Below are 15,005 nucleotides of genomic sequence, written 5' to 3'. Positions count from 1 at the left end.
TTTTGTCAAAAGTACGCTTTAGCCGGATGAACCTAAAAAAGGGCCTAGGCGCGTACAATCGCAGCCCGGCCGTCCCTGTGGCTTTCGCCACGCTCAATCCTGAGGGACCCGTGGTTTTCCGCTTCCCTTCCGTGGGAATTGGCTAATCCGAATCTTATTCGATGTAGACGACTATACAACCAGACAGAGCTTTTGACAACCCTGCGCCCGAGAGGGTACTACCAAGGTCCAGAATGCCGAATTACCTTCGGTTTTCTATATTTACGCGAGAATCTATTTTTTGGAAGGTATCCATGGGTTACAAGATCGTACGAAAGGAAGAGTTGATCCCGGGCCAGACGACCATGATGGTCATCGACGCGCCGCAGATCGCCAAGAAAGCCAAACCCGGCAATTTTGTCATGATCCGAACAAGCGAGCACGGGGAACGCATCCCCCTGACCATTGCGGATTGCGACAAGGAAAACGGCACCATTACGATCGTGTATCTCGTCGTGGGCAAGACCACTGCCGAGCTGAACAAGCTGCAACAGGATTGTGAACTGCTGGACGTATGCGGTCCACTGGGCAAGCCCACGCATATCGAGAATTCCGGCACCGTGGTCTGCGTTGGCGGCGGTACCGGCATCGCGGCCATGCATCATATCGCCAAGGGCCATGTGGAAGCGGGCAATCGCGTCATCGCCATCGTTGGTGCCCGTTCAAAGAATCTGCTGCTCTTCTGCACCGAACTTTCTTCGTTCTGCCCCGAGCTGCGCATTGCCACGGATGACGGGTCCGAAGGTCACAAGGGATTTGTCACCGAAGTCCTTAAGGACATCCTCGAAACCGAGGATGAGGTGGCCGAAGTCGTTGCCATTGGACCGGTGCCGATGATGGAAGCTGTTTGCAAGGTGACCGAGCCATTCGGAACGAAAACCACTGTCTCTCTGAATTCGATCATGGTGGATGGCATCGGCATGTGCGGAGCCTGTCGTTGCACGGTCGGCGGCAAGACCCTGTTCGCCTGTGTGGATGGGCCGGAATTTGACGGCCACAAGGTCGATTTCGCCGAACTCAAGACCCGACTGTGGCAATTTAAGAAGCAGGAAGAGGAATCCATGGAGCTGTTCAGCAAGGAGTGTCAGTGCAATGGCTGATAAAAAGAAGAAAGCAATTCGCGGCCGGACGCCCATGCCCCATCAGGATGCCATGGAGCGCGGCTCTAACTTCAGTGAAGTCGCACTTGGTTACACCCGTGAGCAGGCCATACTGGAAGCTGATCGCTGCCTGCAATGCAAGAAGCCGCTTTGCCAGGACGGGTGTCCCGTCAACATCGACATCAAAAGTTTCATTGCCTGCCTGTGTGATGATGATCTGACCGGAGCGTACAACGTCATTCGCAAGACCAACTCTCTGCCCGCGGTCTGCGGGCGTGTCTGTCCGCAGGAGACCCAGTGTGAGGGCAAGTGCATTCTGGGCAAGAAGCACGAGCCTGTGGCCATCGGACGGCTGGAGCGGTACGTGGCCGATACCTTTGCCGCGCAAACCGCCTGTGAAGAGGTTACCGATCTGCCGTCCTGCGCCATGGAGCGCGACGATCTTAAGGTAGCGTGTATCGGGGCCGGGCCGTCTTCCCTTACCGTTGCCGGGTATCTTTCCGGGCGCGGCATCAAGGTCGACGTTTTCGAGGCTCTGCATGAACCCGGCGGCGTGCTTGTCTACGGCATCCCCGAATTTCGTCTGCCCAAAACCGTTGTCAGCCGGGAGCTTGAAGGGCTCAAGGAGCTGGGTGTGACCTTCCGCACCAACTGGGTGGGTGGACAGACCGTTACCATTCAGGATCTGCTCGATGACGGATACAACGCCGTCTTTATCGGTGTCGGAGCCGGTTTGTCCCGGTTCCTCAATATTCCCGGCGAGAATCTGGTGGGGGTTTTCTCTGCCAACGAGTACCTGACCCGCGTCAATCTCGGTCGAGCCTATGATTTCCCCAACTACGACACTCCCGCCTACAGGGCGCGGCGCGTGGTCGTTATCGGGGCCGGAAACGTGGCAATGGACGCTGCCCGCACCGCCCTGCGCATGGGGGCCGATGAGGTTTCCATCGTTTATCGCCGTTCCGAGGATGAGATGCCCGCCCGTCGCGAGGAAATCGAACACGCCGTGGAAGAGGGTATTCGGATTCGCTGTCTGTGCGGTCCCATGACCTTCCATGGCGATAATCAGGGACGGCTCAAGGCCATGACCGTGCAGAAAATGGAGTTGGGTGAGCCGGACGATTCCGGTCGGTGTTCTCCGGTCTGTCTGGAGGGCGAGACCGAACAGATCGCCTGCGATATGGTGATCATCGCCGTGGGTACGCGTCCCAATCCCATTTTGTTGGACGCCACGCCCGATCTCGAACTGAACAAGTGGGGATACATCGAGGCCGATCCGGAGACTGGCGAGACCTCCATGCCCAACGTCTTTGCCGGAGGCGATATCGTCACCGGAGCGGCAACGGTCATCTCCGCCATGGGCGCGGGACGGCGGGCCGCCAAGGAAATAGCCGACAGGTTGCTGTAAGCATCAGAATCAACGAAGCGCCGATCGTTAAGGTCGGCGCTTTTTTTGTGGGAAATCAGTATGGGAAGCCGCCTTCGGCGGGATTTGTCAGGTGATTTCGCCTCCGGCGGGCAAGGACTACCGCCCTTGCATCCCCAGTCTGGCTCCTGTGGAGCCATGGGTCACCTATAGTTATTCACTGACTTTCCTTAAGCCCCACCCTCGCCGAAGGCGCACTAGGATTCCAAAGGGGCCCGCCCTTTGGCCGCCGGAGGCAAAGTCTTTCCGATATATCGACGCAACGGGGCGTTCTTCAATGAAAATCAGGATAGGAAGCCGCCTTCGGCGGGATTGTCGGGTGATTTCGCCTCCGGCGGGCAAGGACTGCCGCCCTTGCATCCCCAGTCTGGCTCCTATGGAGCCATGGGTCACCTATAGTTATTCACTGACTTTACTTAAGCCCCGCCCTCGCCGAAGGCGCACTGGGATTCCAAAGGGGCTCGCCCTTTGGCCGCCGGAGGCAAGCCTTACGACATTTCGACGCGAAGCGGCGCTCCTATTCTGTCCTCCAAAAAAACGCCCCATCCATACGGACGGGGCGTTTCATACTGATCTGCTTTGGCTTTTTTACAAGCTGGCGGCAGCCTTTTCCACGGACTCGACGAATCCCTGACGGGCGTCACGAATACGCTGTGCCAACTCTTCGTCCTGCAGGGCAAGAATCTGAGCGGCGAGCCATGCGGCGTTCTTGGCGCCGACCTTGTCCAGGGCCACGGTACCGACCGGGAAGCCCGGAGGCATCTGCACGGTAGCCATCATGGCATCCATGCCGCCGAAGGCGGACGCGGTCAGCGGTACACCGAGCACCGGCTTGATGGTTTTGGCAGCAACGGCACCAGCCAGATGAGCGGCGAGACCGGCTGCACAGATGAATACCTGGCATCCGTCTTCCTCGTACTCCTTGACCAGACGAGCGGTACGCTCGGGCGTGCGGTGCGCCGAAGAAATGGTGAAAACGTGATCAATCCCCAATTCGTTGAAGAGGTCCGAACACGGACGCATTTTTTCTTCATCGGAAATGGAACCCATAAAAATAACAACTTGAGGCATAACTCTCTCCTGTGCATTGCCTCCGGCGGTCGGAAGAATATGGCTGAAGCCTCTTTGTGAGGTACTTTCGGCCTTATTGCTCCCAGTCCCCCATCCCCTTTCCCTTCACATCGATTGATGCATCTAAGGGAAAAATTTCGGGCCAGAGCGTGACACCATGTCCGCCCGTGGTTGGTCCGGAGAATTTGTTATTTCAATATATTATATAAAAGGCGACCATATCGGGCCGATCGATCAACAGCGAACAACGTCGCGTAACCGAAGCCGTTCTGACTGCCATTCATACTTACTTAAGGCGTTTCAATCCCTTGTCAGCGATGTCGCGTCGATAGAAACTCTTGTCGAAATGGACCTTATCCACCGCTTCGTAGGCCCGCTTCTGAGCAGCTCCAAGGTCGTCACCCAGAGCGGTGACGCACAGTACGCGCCCGCCAGAGGTGACGATTTTACCGTCCTTCATGGCGGTTCCGGCCTGAAAGACCTTGACCCCTTCCATGGCATCGGCTTCGTCGAGTCCGGTCACTTCCATACCCTTGGGGTAGGAGCCGGGATACCCCTCGGCAGCCACGACAACACCGCAGGCGGTCTGCTGGGTCGAGACAACATCAATTTCATCCAGTCGGCCTTCGATACAGGCAAACATGATATCGAGCAGGTCGGTCTCCAGACGCATGAGCAGCGGCTGGCACTCGGGATCGCCGAAACGAACATTATATTCGAGGACGGACGGCCCCTCATCCGTGTACATGAGACCAGCGTACAGCACGCCCTTGAACGGCTCGCCTTTGGCGGCCAGATATTTCAGGATCGGGCGGATGCACATCTCGGCGGTCTCAGCATATTTTTCCTTGGGCAGGATCGGAGCAGGGGAGTAGGCACCCATGCCGCCGGTGTTCGGACCGGTATCGCCTTCATAGGCTGCCTTGTGATCCTGGCTGGACGGGAGCAGCGCATAATTTCGGCCGTCACAAAAAGCGAGGAAGGAAGCTTCTTCGCCCTTGAGGGTTTCCTCGATGACCACGCGATCTCCGGCAGAACCGAACACCTTCTTGACCATCATCTCTTCAACGGCCTCGATGGCTTCTTCTTCGGTGGTAGCTACGACGACACCCTTACCTGCGGCAAGACCATCGGCCTTGACCACGATGGGTGCGCCCTTTTCGCGGATGAAGGCCACAGCGGGTTCAAATTCATCAAACACCCTGAACGGGGCGGTCGGCACACCGGCATCAGCCATGACATTCTTGGAGAACGCCTTGGAGCCTTCGAGGTTGGCTGCGTAGGCATTGGGGCCAAAGCAGGGGATGTTTTCCTGCTCCAAAGCATTGGACAGGCCAAGCACCAGAGGCACTTCGGGACCGGCCACAACCAGATCAACCGCTTCCTCTTTAGCCAGAGCAACCAGTGCCGGGATGTCGTCATCCTTGACCGGAACGTTTTTGCCGACCTGAGCGGTGCCGCCGTTGCCCGGCGCGCACAGGATCTCTTCAACCTTGGGATTCTGTGACAATTTCCAGCACAACGCGTGCTCACGTCCTCCGCTACCGACAACCAATATCTTCATGAAAGCCCCCTTGAGTGTTTTGGGATGCTCACTCGTTTAAGGAAAAAAAGCCTGTTTATCAAGACAAACAAAGGGAATCGTCACGCTTTGGACAAACAGTAATTCCTGTTGAAAGGCGTGCCCGCCTCCATTAAGTATGGGACCGGGGAGACCATGCGCATTTTACTCATCGACAATAATGACAGCTTTACCCGCAATCTGGAGCACCTGCTGGCCACCGCCATCAAGGATGCACGAATTGCCGTGGTTTCCTATGATAAGTTCAATCTGCCGGAGCCGAACCACTATGATCTGGTGGTGATTTCCCCCGGTCCCGGCACGCCCGCAGACTATCCGGGGTACGAACATATTATCGATTCTGGACGGCCGGTTCTCGGCATCTGTCTTGGCATGCAGCTACTCAACGAACACTTTGGCGGCGAAACCGCTCGTCTGGAGGGGTGCGTTCACGGGAAAACCGATTCCATTCTCTGGAACGGCAAGCAGGAAACCGTGGCCCGCTATCACTCCCTCCATGTCTCCCGTGTGGGTGATGGGCTGGAAGTGCTGTGCCAAAACGGTTCCGGCGTACCCATGGCCCTGGGCAACAAGGCGAATCGCGTGATGGGATATCAATTTCATCCCGAGTCATTCATGACGGAAAACGGAGGGACATTCATTGTCGATGCTCTTGCATACCTGGGACTGTAGCCCCCTTCGCTTCCGGGAAATCGCCGCCCATCTGGCCCGAACCGAACAGGCCGATCTCGTGCTCTCGGCTCCCGGGTACCCAGCGGAGACCACGCCTATCATCGGCATCCGCCCTATTGCCGAATTGGTTTTCGATGGCGACACCACGCCGGATGACGTCAGGGAATTCTGTTTCGGCTCTCCCGGTCTCTCCATGGGATATGTCAGTTATGATTACGGCATGATTCTGCGCAACATACCATCCGGCAAGCCCCGGCATATGTCCCTCGGACATCTGAAAAAGTACGCGGCAACCATTGAGTATAAGGCTTCAACCGGTCAGGCAGTCCTGAGTTGCGTTGATTCGGGTATTCTCGACTCGGTGACAGGCGTGATCGAGCAACCCGTGTCCATCGCCGCCATATTTGACGCCATGCCGTGCACGCCGCCAGACATTTCTCTCGACCAAGCCGCCTATGAGCAGGGGGTCCGTCAAACCCTTGAGCACATCCGATCCGGGCTTACGTACCAGCTCAATCTCTCCACCCGCCTGACATGGTATTGTCCGGGCCTTGATCCGCTCAGCCTGTTCCTGCATCTGGAGCATCGTCATCCCGCGCCGTTTTACGCCTGGTACAATTCAGGGTGTCACCGGATACTTTCCACATCGCCCGAGCGGTTCATTCAGGTTGTCGATGGCCTTGTTCTGTCTCAGCCCATCAAAGGCACCCTGCGTAGCGAGGACGATTCACCGGAAACCATCAGGCGGTTGACCGAGTCTCCCAAGGAGCGGGCCGAGCTTTCCATGATCGTGGACCTGATTCGCAACGATATCAGCGCCAATTGTGAGTACGGTTCCGTGCGTGTGGACAACCATCTATCCGTGTTTCGCGTGGACAACCTGCTTCAGATGTATTCCGACGTCACCGGGCGGCTTCGCTCTGACCGGGATTGTCTCGATCTCTTTTTCGATGCGTTCCCCGGCGGGTCCATCACCGGTTGTCCCAAGCGGAGTTCCATGGCCATCATCGAGGAACTGGAACCGCACGCCCGCGGTATCTACTGCGGCTCCATGGTCGTCATTCGCGACCGGCTCAATATGGACTCTTCCATCGCCATCCGCACCGCAGTTTTCGACACCGTAAGCAACACACTCGATACCTATGCCGGAAGCGGTATCGTGGTGGACTCGACACCGACATCCGAGTATGAGGAGACCATGGCAAAAGCGGAAAAATTTTTCAGGACGGCTCCCCAGTGATTCATTATTCCAACGGCAAGCTTCGCTCCAAGGCGTTGGCGGTCAATCCCACAGCGCCCGGATTTCGCTACGGCACCGGTTTTTTCGAGACCATCTACTACAACGGGAACAACCTCTGTCATCTGGATCTGCATCTGGATCGACTGTTCCACTCCCTGCGAGCCCATGACATTGCCTATGACACCATCGATTTCGAGCGGGTCGTCAACATCCTTCTCGACAGGAACGAGCTTTCAGGAAGCACGGCACGGGTCAATATCGTCTATTCCGCCGGCACGCCCCGCAGTCATCCTGTAGTGCTGGTCGCGCCGTTCGAGCCAAGGCCCTACAAAGCCTATCGGCTGTGTCTGTGCGAAGAGCGGCACGTTTCGCACCTCAATGCGCACAAGACCAACAGCTATATGTTTTTTCATCTGGCCCACAAGCAGGCCAATGCTGCCGGATTTGATGATTCCGCGCTGTTCGATTTCGACAACAATCTGCTCGAAGCGACCACCGGTGCCATTCTGTTCAAAAAGAATGGTTCACTGTATGAGCCACAGTCGGACTTCAAGTTGCCATCCACGACGCTGGCGCAGGCCAAGACCATTCACGACATCACCACCCGCCCCATCAACCGCGATGAGTTAGGTGAGTTCCGTCACGCCTATCTGCTCAACTCGCTCATCGGCATGCGTCCCATCGTCGGCATAGGTGAGTACGCGTTCGCCCCGGACGAAGGGCCGTGCGAGCCGGTGACCAGTCTCGTTCTCGGTTGTTGAGACTGAAGAAAGATCAGAAGGGGAGCGCCGCGTAGCGGCGATATGTCGGAAAGACTTTGCCTCCGGCGGCCAAAGGGCGGGCCCCTTTGGAATCCTATTGCGCCTTCGGCGAGGGTGGGGCTTAAGTAAAATCAGCGATTACCTATATGCACCCCATGGCTCCACAGGAGCCAGACTGGGGATGCAAGGGCGGCAGTCCTTGCCCGCCGGAGGCGAAATCACCCGACAAATCCCGCCAAAGGCGGCTTCCTATCACAAATACTCTCTGGATCAGAAAGGTCTAGTCAGTCACTTCTTTTACCCGCAGCTCGATATCATCAAGAATCTCACCTGGCTCAATGGGCATGTTGCACTTCTGCGCGACCAGATGTGAAGCATACTTCTGTCCCCAGTCGAACAGGTTTTCGAGAGTCGGAATCAGCGTCTGCCCCAATGGGGTGAGCGAATACTCCACCTTGGGCGGTACTTGCTTGTACACTTCCCGATGGACTATCTGGTCAGCGGCAAGCTCCTTGAGCTGTTGGATGAGTACCTTTTCGGATATCCCGTAGATTGCGTCACGCAACTCGCCGAAACGCATGACCGAATTCTGGCTGAGATAGAATAGGATCTTGAATTTCCACTTCCCGCCGATCACCTGCTGTGAGAGCTCGAAAAAGCACCGGAAATCACGGTCACCGGCTCGCTTGAGATCACAGGATATACCTACTTTCATGCTATCCTCCAGCATAGGGCTTGATGCTTGCTTTTTAGAAGGTACTCACAGTGAAGTAGGTACCTGCCCAAAGTATAGGGCGTTTCAAAATACTGGTAAAGCGGAAGCGGCCAATGAACCCGGCTACTGGTCAAAAAAAGTAACTCACTTAACATCCTGAACTAAAGTGCAACTTACCTCCAAGTAAGTACCCGACTTTTTTGTCGGTACTTGTCATGGTCGGCAAATAGGCTATTCTTACTCAATAGCTCAGGAATGAATGAACCGCGTGAGCAGTGCGGTCAATCCCTAACAATATGAGGAATATATGATGAGCGACTTACAAAAACAATTGGAAGCGATGTCGCAAAGCGCCAAGGAAAACATCCCTGCCGACAAGATGGCTACAATGGCAAGTGAGACCGAAGCACTCAAGGCGTCGGGCATTGAAGGCAAAGCGGTTCAAAGCGGCGAAACGGCCCCGGATTTCACCCTTCCCAACCACCTGGGCAAGGAGATGAATCTCGGTGCCATGCTTTCGGAGGGACCGGTTGTCGTCAGTTTTTACCGGGGCGGCTGGTGACCTTACTGCAATCTGGAGCTGGCAGCTCTGCAACGTCGTCTTTCTGAAATCGAGTCCATGGGTGCAACCCTTGTCTGCATCAGTCCTGAAACCCCTGACAACTCGTTGTCTACCAAAGAAAAGAATGAACTCACATTCGAAGTCCTTTATGATGCAGGAAACAAGGTGGCCGAGTCCTACGGGCTGGTGTTCACAGTAAGTGACTCCCTCAAGGGTATATATAAACAGTTCGGCATTGACCTTGAAGCGTCCAATGGCGACGGCACATGGTCCCTGCCCGTGACAGCTACGTATGTCATCAAACAGGATGGAACCGTGGCGTATCATTTCGCCGATGCCGATTATACCAAGCGCCTCGAGCCTGACGAAGTGGTTAACGCATTGAAGGAATTGTAAGAGGTTTCCGCCATGAAGAACATTTTCATTATTAACGGACATGAACCGTACTCTTTTTCAGAGGGCAATCTGAACAGAGCGCTCGTTGCAATGGCTGAAGAGCATCTCAAGGCCAAGGGGTGTGAAGTTCAGATCACCACCATGCAGGATGAATGGGATGTGGACGCCGAAGTTGAAAAACACCGATGGGCGGATGCGATCATCCTCCAGACTCCGGTCAACTGGATGGGCGTTGCCTGGTCCTGCAAGAAGTACATGGACATGGTCTACACCAACGGCATGGATGGTCGCCTTTGCGACGGTGATGGCCGAACCCGCTCCGACCCGTCAAAGCAGTACGGCACTGGTGGTACATTATGCGGTAAAAAGTACATGCTTTCGCTGACGTTCAATGCGCCAGGTGTTGCCTTCGGAGACCCTGCCCAGACGTTTTTTGAAGGCCGGTCCATCGATGATCTGTTCTGGCCCATGCATCTCAACTTCCGCTTCTTCGGCATGGAACCGCTCAAGTCGTTTGCGTGTTTCGATGTGCTCAAGAACCCGGAGGTGGAGTCCGACTTCAAGCGGTTTGAAAAGCATCTGGCGGAAGTGTTTTAGGTAAAGACGAAAGCTGATGCCATGTGATGATTAAAAGAGCATCAGAATGTGCTGAGAAGTTTCCCCCTGCCATAATTGCAATATGACAGGGGGATTTTTTTAAAGTGGCAGCCCCTTTCTCTTCAAGTATGAAACGAGGTGAGTTGAAAAAAAGAGATTCCGGGCTATTTTACGGCAACCCAACTGCTGATCATGCAGACAAAGGTCACTGCGCCGACGAGTGCCGCCAGTTGCTGGAACGGCGGGAATTGTATCTGGAGCATGAATGGCGCGAAATTGAGAACGTCTGCGGTAAAGTGATGGACCAGGGCGAGAAATCCGATGCCGGACAGGGAGCCGATGATTCCCTGCAGGAAGCCGCCGGTGAGCAGCGGCCAGCGGATATAGCTGGGGCGTGCGCCGACCAGTGACAGGATTTCCACTTCATCCATGCGGGTCATGAGTGAGAGTTTGATGGTGTTGTGGACCACCAGCGAAACGATCAGGGCAAGGAAGCCCAGCACCGGCCAGATGACAGCGTGGGTGATGGTCATCCACCCCTGCGCGAGGTCGGCCTGAAAGGGCGTGTAGCTGACGGAATCCACACCCGGAAGGGACTGGAGGCGGGCAAGGAGCTTGGCTGTCCACCCTTCTTCCTGCGCTTCGGGCGGCACCTTGAAGGCGGCCAGTCCCGAGTAAGGCAGCGGGTTGCTGTCGGCCAGCCAGGAGAAGTCGCCGGATTCGCCAAGAGAGGTGCCCAGTTCCTGCAAGGCGTCGCTGGGAGTATAGGTCTTGAATTGATCAAGGTGTTGCATGCCCTTGATGGTTTTCCAGTCCTTGAGCACGGCTTCGGTTTGCAGATCGACCTTCCAGTAAATCTGGTACTCCACATCGCCACGCGACTTGAGTATTTCCTGATTGACGTTGTGCAGCCCCATGAGGATCAATCCGGTGAGGAGCGTCACCATGGTCACGGCCACCAGCGTCAGCAGTTGCGCTACGGGATGCAGGGCGAAGTCGGCAATGCCGCGCCAGGTCAGTCGGGCGAGTTGTCCTATCATGCGAACTCCTCCCCGTATGGGATGTCCTCGTCGTCTGCGCCCTCGGTGACGATGCGTCCGTCCTCAAGGTGGAGGATGCGCGCTTCGGGAACGCAATCCAGCACTTCACGGCTGTGGGTCGCCATGATGACGGTGGTCCCATAGGTGTTAAACTGCTTGAAGATATCCATGAGATGCATGGTCAGGTCGAAATCGAGGTTACCTGTGGGTTCGTCGGCCAGAATCAACTCGGGGTTGGCGACCATGGATCGCGCAATGGCGACCCGTTGCTGCTCGCCGCCGGAAAGACGCTCGCACTGGGAGTAGCTTTTACTCTCCAGACCCATGGCACGGACAATGGCGCGAACTCGCCGCTCAAGATGCGTACGGGGCATTCCCCGGACTTCGAGAGCCATGGCCACATTGTCGAAGACCGTGCGCTTGGGCAGAATCTTGAAATCCTGAAAAACCACGCCGACCTTGCGTCGCAGCATGGGGACATGGCGTTTCTTGAGCCTGTTGAGCTGCATCCCGGCCACCTGAACACGGCCGCGCTTGACGGGCAGTGCACCATACAGCAGCCGGAGCAGGGTGGTCTTTCCCGCGCCGGAATGACCGGTCAAAAAGAGAAACTCCCCTTTATCCAGAGAGAAGGAGATATCCTTGAGCGCCCAGTAGGAACCGAAATTATACGAAAGGTGGTCGACTTTCACCATCATGGGATCAGGTGTAACCGGACAACGGTTTTTTGTACAGAGTGTGCAAACAGTTGCTGCATCATTGGTCGTTATCTTCCCTGCATCAACTGTTTCCAGCGCTGCGCATCCTCCCAGTTGAATCCCCCGGGGACGCACGGCCAGATGGAATTGTTCTGGAAGAGCGGTTCGTCGGCGATGGGGTGCGGGCTGGCGGCAACGGCCTTGTGAAACATGGGACTGCCGGGGATCGGCGTGTAGTGGGCGAGGTGCGGACGGAATCCAAAGGCCCGGACATGGTCGATGGCTTGCTCCACGTTGTCGAGGTTCTGGTTGGGCAGCCCGAACAGTATGTAGACGCCGATGTCGTCCAGATCGAATCCCGCCTCAAGCAGATTGCGTGCGCCATCTTCCCACTCCCGGCGCGTGAGTTTAACATCATGCCGGTTGTCGAAATCTGTGGTCTCCAGTCCCAGTCGGACCGTATGCAACCCGGCCTCCCGGAGCCGTCCGCAGACTTCCTTGTTCAGCCGACGCACATGCATGGCGTTGGGCGTGTGCAGTCTGAGGTCAAGACCGTCGTGCACGATGCGGTCGAGCACGGGCCAGAGCCAGCGATCGGGGGTGACCAGCAGTGCGTCATCGTAAAAGGCGAAGTCGCGCACGCCGCGGTCGTACTCCTGCCTGATGGAGGCGTACACCGCATCGGGCGAGCCTTGGGTAAAATTGGGATACAGGGCGTGGCTGGCGCAGTAGTCGCAGGTGAATGGACAGCCGCGTGAGCCGAGTATGGGCGCGTATCGTGGCTCGGAGTAGAGGTCGAGGGCCAATCCGAGTCCGGCGTTTTCCGGCAAGGGTGGAACCGGTTGACCGAGGACGTTCCACACGCTGGCCCAGTTGGCTTCGGTCTCCATGGTTCCCTGCATGATGGCATCGGCCCGGGCATGTTCGCGGGCATGGTCGGTACACAGGGTGGCATAGTTGCCGCCGAGCATTCGGGGAACGTCCGGCCACACTTCCGCTGCCAGTTCGAGTGCGTCCAGTGCGCCGGGATACCAGTAGGTCATGATGGACGAGACCATGATCAGTTCCGGGGCCGGGTTTAGGGCGCCCAGCGCTTCCTTGACCTGTTCGCGAGGCAGTCCGTAGCGGGAGTAGCGCCTGTCCATGAAGAAAAGCTCGTCCGGCAGCGGCAGTTCTTCCTTGGGGTAGTGTCCGGTGCCGTATTTCCCGGCCTTGGGCCACGGGACGTCACTCCAGGTGCGGTCAAGGCAATCCATGAGCGCAACGGACGCACCGGCTGCCCGCAGCATATCGAGGCAGGCGAGCAGCCCCACGGGGCGCGACCAGACATTGAAGGCCGCAAAGTCGAAAATCCACGGGTTGATACCCAGTATTCGCGGACCTTCGCCGGACCACTGTATATTCGGAAACACCGGGCGCGTCATGGGAACTCTATCGGGTGATGAAGTTGGACAGTATGGACAGGGCGAGCATCACGATGAGAATGCCCAGCAGTATGTTGGTCCATCGATCGCGATTGGCCTGTCGCTTGGCCTTGGATTTGGTGAACTGGCTGATGATGAGGAAGATCAGTCCCAGTACGATGATCAGTTTGAGTAGCATGCCCATGGAGAACGTGTATCGGATTTGTTCGTGAATGTCTTGCTTTGCGGCACATCGGACGGATGTTCAGGCCTGTTACGGCTTGATCCAGATGATCCCTGCCTGACGGCCGGTGTCTCTCACCGGCGAGGCGCACGCCTTGCGGTAGGAGAAAAAGGTCTCGTCCATACCCATGGTGCAGAGATCGATGCCGAATATCTGCTTTTCGGGGACACCTGCGTCCATCAACTGGTCGCGGGTCATCTGCCACAGGTCGGCGCGGTTGGCTTCGGCGTTGAAATAGGCTTCAAACCCCGGGCCGAAGTCGCTTTCAAAATTGACGAATTCGGCAGCCGCAGGGCTCAGTGATGGTCCACGGACCGCAAAGACATCTTCGGGCTTCAGGTCGTAGGCGTCGCAAAAGGCGCGCACGCCGGAGCCGGGGAAATTGATCTTGTTGCCGCGCCATCCGGCGTGAAGCCCTGCCACATAGCGGCCGGACCGGTGGGCCAGCATGATCGGCTGGCAGTCGGCGGTCTTGACGATCAAGCCGTGTCCCGGGGTGGCTGTTGCCATGCCGTCGCCTTCTAGCGTGGCCGGTTCACTTGTGGAAATGGGGGACGGGTCCACGTGGAGGATGTCGCCGTGCACCTGCTTGCATTCGCACCAGCCTGTGAGTCCGAAGCGGTCGTTGATGTACCGGCGGTTCTCGGCCACCTTGGCGGGATCGTCGTTCACATCGAATGAAAGGTTGGCCGAATCGTGGGGCGGTTCGGAAACACCGCCCCGCCGGGAGGTAAAAGCGATGCCTACGTTGTGGATGCCGACGAATTCAAATGGGAAAAACGCTATGGACGCCATAGTTCCTCTTCAGTGCAGATGATATCCACGGGCATGTCCCACGGTTGCTGGGGAAGCTCCGGCACCAATTGGAACGTATAACTCATACCGATCTTGAGAGTCTTGGCCATGCTGTTTGTGGCCAACAGGCGATCGTAATAGCCGCCGCCAAATCCGAGGCGGTATCCCAGTCTGTCGAAACAGACGCCGGGGATGAAGGCAATATCGGGTCGGCAGTCGGTCACGGGCGGGCACTTGTCGGCGTCGGGTTCCATGATGGAAAACGGGCCGGGTACCAGTTCGTCCTCACAGGTTGCACAGGCGATGTCCATTTCGCCGTAGGCATCAGGACGGCATCGTGGCATCAGTACCGTGCAGCCGCGCTGCCACAGTTCGGTCACAAGCGGTCGCACATCCAGTTCGCCGCGGATGGGCCAATATATGAGGACTTCCTGCGCGTTTTTCCATTCGGCCAACGTGCGGATCATCTCAAGAGCGCACTCGCTCGCCTCCAGAATCTCTTCCTTGGGCAGCGCCTGCCGTTTTGCCAGCATTTCTTCTCGTAATATTTGCTTATCAGTTTCCATGCTCTCTCAATAGCACGTCAGCCGGTGGCAATCCAGTTCCGGCTCGATAAATAATCCGGTGACCATGGTCCCCTGATCCTCAGTCCATATGGGTAGTC

Annotated in this window: 17 protein-coding genes; 8 read left to right on the top strand and 9 right to left on the bottom strand. The window is 56.7% G+C overall.

What is annotated here, in order from left to right:
• Positions 1 to 293 precede the first annotated feature (293 nt).
• Both DPRO_RS08790 and gltA read left to right on the top strand, forming a co-directional pair.
• Positions 294 to 1,139, top strand: a complete 846-nt coding sequence (locus DPRO_RS08790; protein ID WP_097011710.1) for a sulfide/dihydroorotate dehydrogenase-like FAD/NAD-binding protein — start codon at positions 294 to 296, stop codon at positions 1,137 to 1,139.
• A complete protein-coding gene (gltA, locus tag DPRO_RS08785; protein ID WP_097011709.1) occupies positions 1,132 to 2,547 on the top strand; it encodes an NADPH-dependent glutamate synthase in 1,416 nt (471 codons plus the stop codon). The genes DPRO_RS08790 and gltA overlap by 8 nt, the downstream gene beginning before the upstream one ends.
• A gap of 606 nt (positions 2,548 to 3,153) precedes the next feature.
• Here gltA and purE read toward each other — a convergent pair.
• Positions 3,154 to 3,636 carry a 5-(carboxyamino)imidazole ribonucleotide mutase gene (purE, locus tag DPRO_RS08780; RefSeq protein ID WP_097011708.1) on the bottom strand — a complete coding sequence of 161 codons (483 nt, stop codon included), beginning with the start codon at positions 3,634 to 3,636 and terminating at the stop codon, positions 3,154 to 3,156.
• 286 nt (positions 3,637 to 3,922) lie between these two features.
• Positions 3,923 to 5,200, bottom strand: a complete 1,278-nt coding sequence (gene purD, locus DPRO_RS08775; RefSeq protein ID WP_097011707.1) for a phosphoribosylamine--glycine ligase — start codon at positions 5,198 to 5,200, stop codon at positions 3,923 to 3,925.
• Between the two features lie 153 nt (positions 5,201 to 5,353).
• On the opposite strand from purD, the gene DPRO_RS08770 reads away from it, so the two are divergent.
• The 3 genes from DPRO_RS08770 to DPRO_RS08760 are packed head-to-tail and all read left to right on the top strand — an operon-like array spanning position 5,354 to position 7,891.
• Positions 5,354 to 5,890 carry an aminodeoxychorismate/anthranilate synthase component II gene (locus tag DPRO_RS08770; RefSeq protein WP_097011706.1) on the top strand — a complete coding sequence of 179 codons (537 nt, stop codon included), beginning with the start codon at positions 5,354 to 5,356 and terminating at the stop codon, positions 5,888 to 5,890.
• Positions 5,865 to 7,130 (top strand): anthranilate synthase component I family protein, encoded by a 1,266-nt coding sequence (locus DPRO_RS08765; RefSeq protein WP_097011705.1) that lies wholly within the window; start codon positions 5,865 to 5,867, stop codon positions 7,128 to 7,130. The genes DPRO_RS08770 and DPRO_RS08765 overlap by 26 nt, the downstream gene beginning before the upstream one ends.
• Complete coding sequence (locus tag DPRO_RS08760; RefSeq protein WP_097011704.1) at positions 7,127 to 7,891, top strand: aminotransferase class IV; 765 nt, start codon at positions 7,127 to 7,129, stop codon at positions 7,889 to 7,891. Before DPRO_RS08765 ends, DPRO_RS08760 begins: the two co-directional genes overlap by 4 nt.
• 280 nt (positions 7,892 to 8,171) lie before the next feature.
• Here the strand turns inward: DPRO_RS08760 and DPRO_RS08755 are convergent, their stop codons facing one another.
• A complete protein-coding gene (locus DPRO_RS08755) occupies positions 8,172 to 8,606 on the bottom strand; it encodes a winged helix-turn-helix transcriptional regulator (RefSeq protein WP_097011703.1) in 435 nt (144 codons plus the stop codon).
• Positions 8,607 to 8,913: 307 nt separating this feature from the next.
• Here DPRO_RS08755 and DPRO_RS20670 point away from each other — a divergent pair, with 307 nt between their 5' ends.
• Genes DPRO_RS20670 through DPRO_RS08745 form a run of 3 tightly spaced genes read left to right on the top strand, consistent with a single transcriptional unit; the run spans position 8,914 to position 10,161 of the window.
• The gene (locus DPRO_RS20670) at positions 8,914 to 9,168 is read left to right on the top strand and encodes a thioredoxin domain-containing protein (RefSeq protein ID WP_197706504.1); all 255 of its coding nucleotides are present in this window, start codon (positions 8,914 to 8,916) and stop codon (positions 9,166 to 9,168) included.
• 12 nt (positions 9,169 to 9,180) lie between these two features.
• Entirely contained in the window at positions 9,181 to 9,564 is a 384-nt protein-coding gene (locus DPRO_RS20385) for a peroxiredoxin-like family protein (protein WP_197706510.1), read from the top strand.
• Positions 9,565 to 9,576: 12 nt separating this feature from the next.
• Entirely contained in the window at positions 9,577 to 10,161 is a 585-nt protein-coding gene (locus tag DPRO_RS08745; RefSeq protein ID WP_097011702.1) for an NAD(P)H-dependent oxidoreductase, read from the top strand.
• Positions 10,162 to 10,325: 164 nt separating this feature from the next.
• On the opposite strand, the gene DPRO_RS08740 is transcribed toward DPRO_RS08745, so the two are convergent.
• The 6 genes from DPRO_RS08740 to DPRO_RS08720 all read right to left on the bottom strand — a co-directional run bounded on the left by DPRO_RS08740 (position 10,326) and on the right by DPRO_RS08720 (position 14,907).
• Complete coding sequence (locus DPRO_RS08740; RefSeq protein WP_097011701.1) at positions 10,326 to 11,201, bottom strand: cell division protein FtsX; 876 nt, start codon at positions 11,199 to 11,201, stop codon at positions 10,326 to 10,328.
• The gene (ftsE, locus tag DPRO_RS08735) at positions 11,198 to 11,896 is read right to left on the bottom strand and encodes a cell division ATP-binding protein FtsE (protein WP_097011700.1); all 699 of its coding nucleotides are present in this window, start codon (positions 11,894 to 11,896) and stop codon (positions 11,198 to 11,200) included. The genes DPRO_RS08740 and ftsE overlap by 4 nt, the downstream gene beginning before the upstream one ends.
• Before the next feature lie 71 nt (positions 11,897 to 11,967).
• Entirely contained in the window at positions 11,968 to 13,323 is a 1,356-nt protein-coding gene (locus DPRO_RS08730) for a B12-binding domain-containing radical SAM protein (protein WP_097011699.1), read from the bottom strand.
• Between the two features lie 7 nt (positions 13,324 to 13,330).
• Complete coding sequence (locus tag DPRO_RS20235) at positions 13,331 to 13,501, bottom strand: hypothetical protein (RefSeq protein ID WP_162291135.1); 171 nt, start codon at positions 13,499 to 13,501, stop codon at positions 13,331 to 13,333.
• A 75-nt stretch (positions 13,502 to 13,576) separates the two neighbouring features.
• Positions 13,577 to 14,341: a polyphenol oxidase family protein gene (locus tag DPRO_RS08725; protein WP_097011698.1), complete on the bottom strand. Its 765-nt coding sequence runs from the start codon at positions 14,339 to 14,341 to the stop codon at positions 13,577 to 13,579.
• Positions 14,329 to 14,907 (bottom strand): 5-formyltetrahydrofolate cyclo-ligase, encoded by a 579-nt coding sequence (locus tag DPRO_RS08720; RefSeq protein WP_097011697.1) that lies wholly within the window; start codon positions 14,905 to 14,907, stop codon positions 14,329 to 14,331. Before DPRO_RS08720 ends, DPRO_RS08725 begins: the two co-directional genes overlap by 13 nt.
• Positions 14,908 to 15,005 lie beyond the last annotated feature (98 nt).

This window comes from Pseudodesulfovibrio profundus (genome assembly GCF_900217235.1).
Taxonomy (GTDB): Bacteria; Desulfobacterota; Desulfovibrionia; order Desulfovibrionales; family Desulfovibrionaceae; genus Pseudodesulfovibrio; species Pseudodesulfovibrio profundus.
The sequence above is the reverse complement of the archived record's forward strand: the minus strand, read 5'-3'. Positions and strand labels throughout refer to the sequence as shown.

What these genes read in the sequence shown, in the direction of transcription:
- DPRO_RS08725 (WP_097011698.1), bottom strand. Translation starts at nt 14,341, where the DNA reads ATGGCGTCCATAGCGTTTTTCCCATTTGAATTCGTCGGCATCCACAAC.
- DPRO_RS08745 (WP_097011702.1), top strand. Translation starts at nt 9,577, where the DNA reads ATGAAGAACATTTTCATTATTAACGGACATGAACCGTACTCTTTTTCA.
- DPRO_RS08730 (WP_097011699.1), bottom strand. Translation starts at nt 13,323, where the DNA reads ATGACGCGCCCGGTGTTTCCGAATATACAGTGGTCCGGCGAAGGTCCG.
- DPRO_RS08720 (WP_097011697.1), bottom strand. Translation starts at nt 14,907, where the DNA reads ATGGAAACTGATAAGCAAATATTACGAGAAGAAATGCTGGCAAAACGG.
- gltA (WP_097011709.1), top strand. Translation starts at nt 1,132, where the DNA reads ATGGCTGATAAAAAGAAGAAAGCAATTCGCGGCCGGACGCCCATGCCC.
- DPRO_RS20670 (WP_197706504.1), top strand. Translation starts at nt 8,914, where the DNA reads ATGATGAGCGACTTACAAAAACAATTGGAAGCGATGTCGCAAAGCGCC.
- purD (WP_097011707.1), bottom strand. Translation starts at nt 5,200, where the DNA reads ATGAAGATATTGGTTGTCGGTAGCGGAGGACGTGAGCACGCGTTGTGC.
- DPRO_RS08765 (WP_097011705.1), top strand. Translation starts at nt 5,865, where the DNA reads ATGCTCTTGCATACCTGGGACTGTAGCCCCCTTCGCTTCCGGGAAATC.
- DPRO_RS08740 (WP_097011701.1), bottom strand. Translation starts at nt 11,201, where the DNA reads ATGATAGGACAACTCGCCCGACTGACCTGGCGCGGCATTGCCGACTTC.
- DPRO_RS08790 (WP_097011710.1), top strand. Translation starts at nt 294, where the DNA reads ATGGGTTACAAGATCGTACGAAAGGAAGAGTTGATCCCGGGCCAGACG.
- ftsE (WP_097011700.1), bottom strand. Translation starts at nt 11,896, where the DNA reads ATGGTGAAAGTCGACCACCTTTCGTATAATTTCGGTTCCTACTGGGCG.
- purE (WP_097011708.1), bottom strand. Translation starts at nt 3,636, where the DNA reads ATGCCTCAAGTTGTTATTTTTATGGGTTCCATTTCCGATGAAGAAAAA.
- DPRO_RS20235 (WP_162291135.1), bottom strand. Translation starts at nt 13,501, where the DNA reads ATGCTACTCAAACTGATCATCGTACTGGGACTGATCTTCCTCATCATC.
- DPRO_RS08755 (WP_097011703.1), bottom strand. Translation starts at nt 8,606, where the DNA reads ATGAAAGTAGGTATATCCTGTGATCTCAAGCGAGCCGGTGACCGTGAT.
- DPRO_RS08770 (WP_097011706.1), top strand. Translation starts at nt 5,354, where the DNA reads ATGCGCATTTTACTCATCGACAATAATGACAGCTTTACCCGCAATCTG.